Here is a 277-nt window from a genome sequence, read left to right on the forward strand (position 1 = left end):
TCTCTTAATAGCTTTGTGGGAGGAGGGCGAAGAATTTCCGGCATTGAGACCAATGACAACAATGGAAAGATTACCAAAAGAAAATTTACCTATACCTTGGATAATGGTACAACCTCCGGAAAGCTTTTAGGAATTCCTGACTATATGCTCATTATGAAAAAATATGGAAATATTCCCATGGTAGTAGGACAACTGTCAAACAGGATACAACCCATGTCAAGCTTTAACAATGGCGGGCAGGTAGGCTATTCCCAGGTAACAGAATCTTTTTTATCTG

General features: G+C 39.4%; 1 protein-coding gene. It reads left to right on the forward strand.

The window, feature by feature from the left end; all coding sequences use genetic code 11:
* A partial coding sequence (locus tag SB724_RS19930; RefSeq protein ID WP_410572548.1) for a hypothetical protein occupies window positions 1-277 on the forward strand: 277 nt, incomplete at both ends.

It is taken from the genome of Bacillus sp. SIMBA_031, from assembly GCF_046535225.1.
Classification (GTDB): Bacteria; Bacillota; Bacilli; order Bacillales; family Bacillaceae; genus Bacillus; species Bacillus velezensis.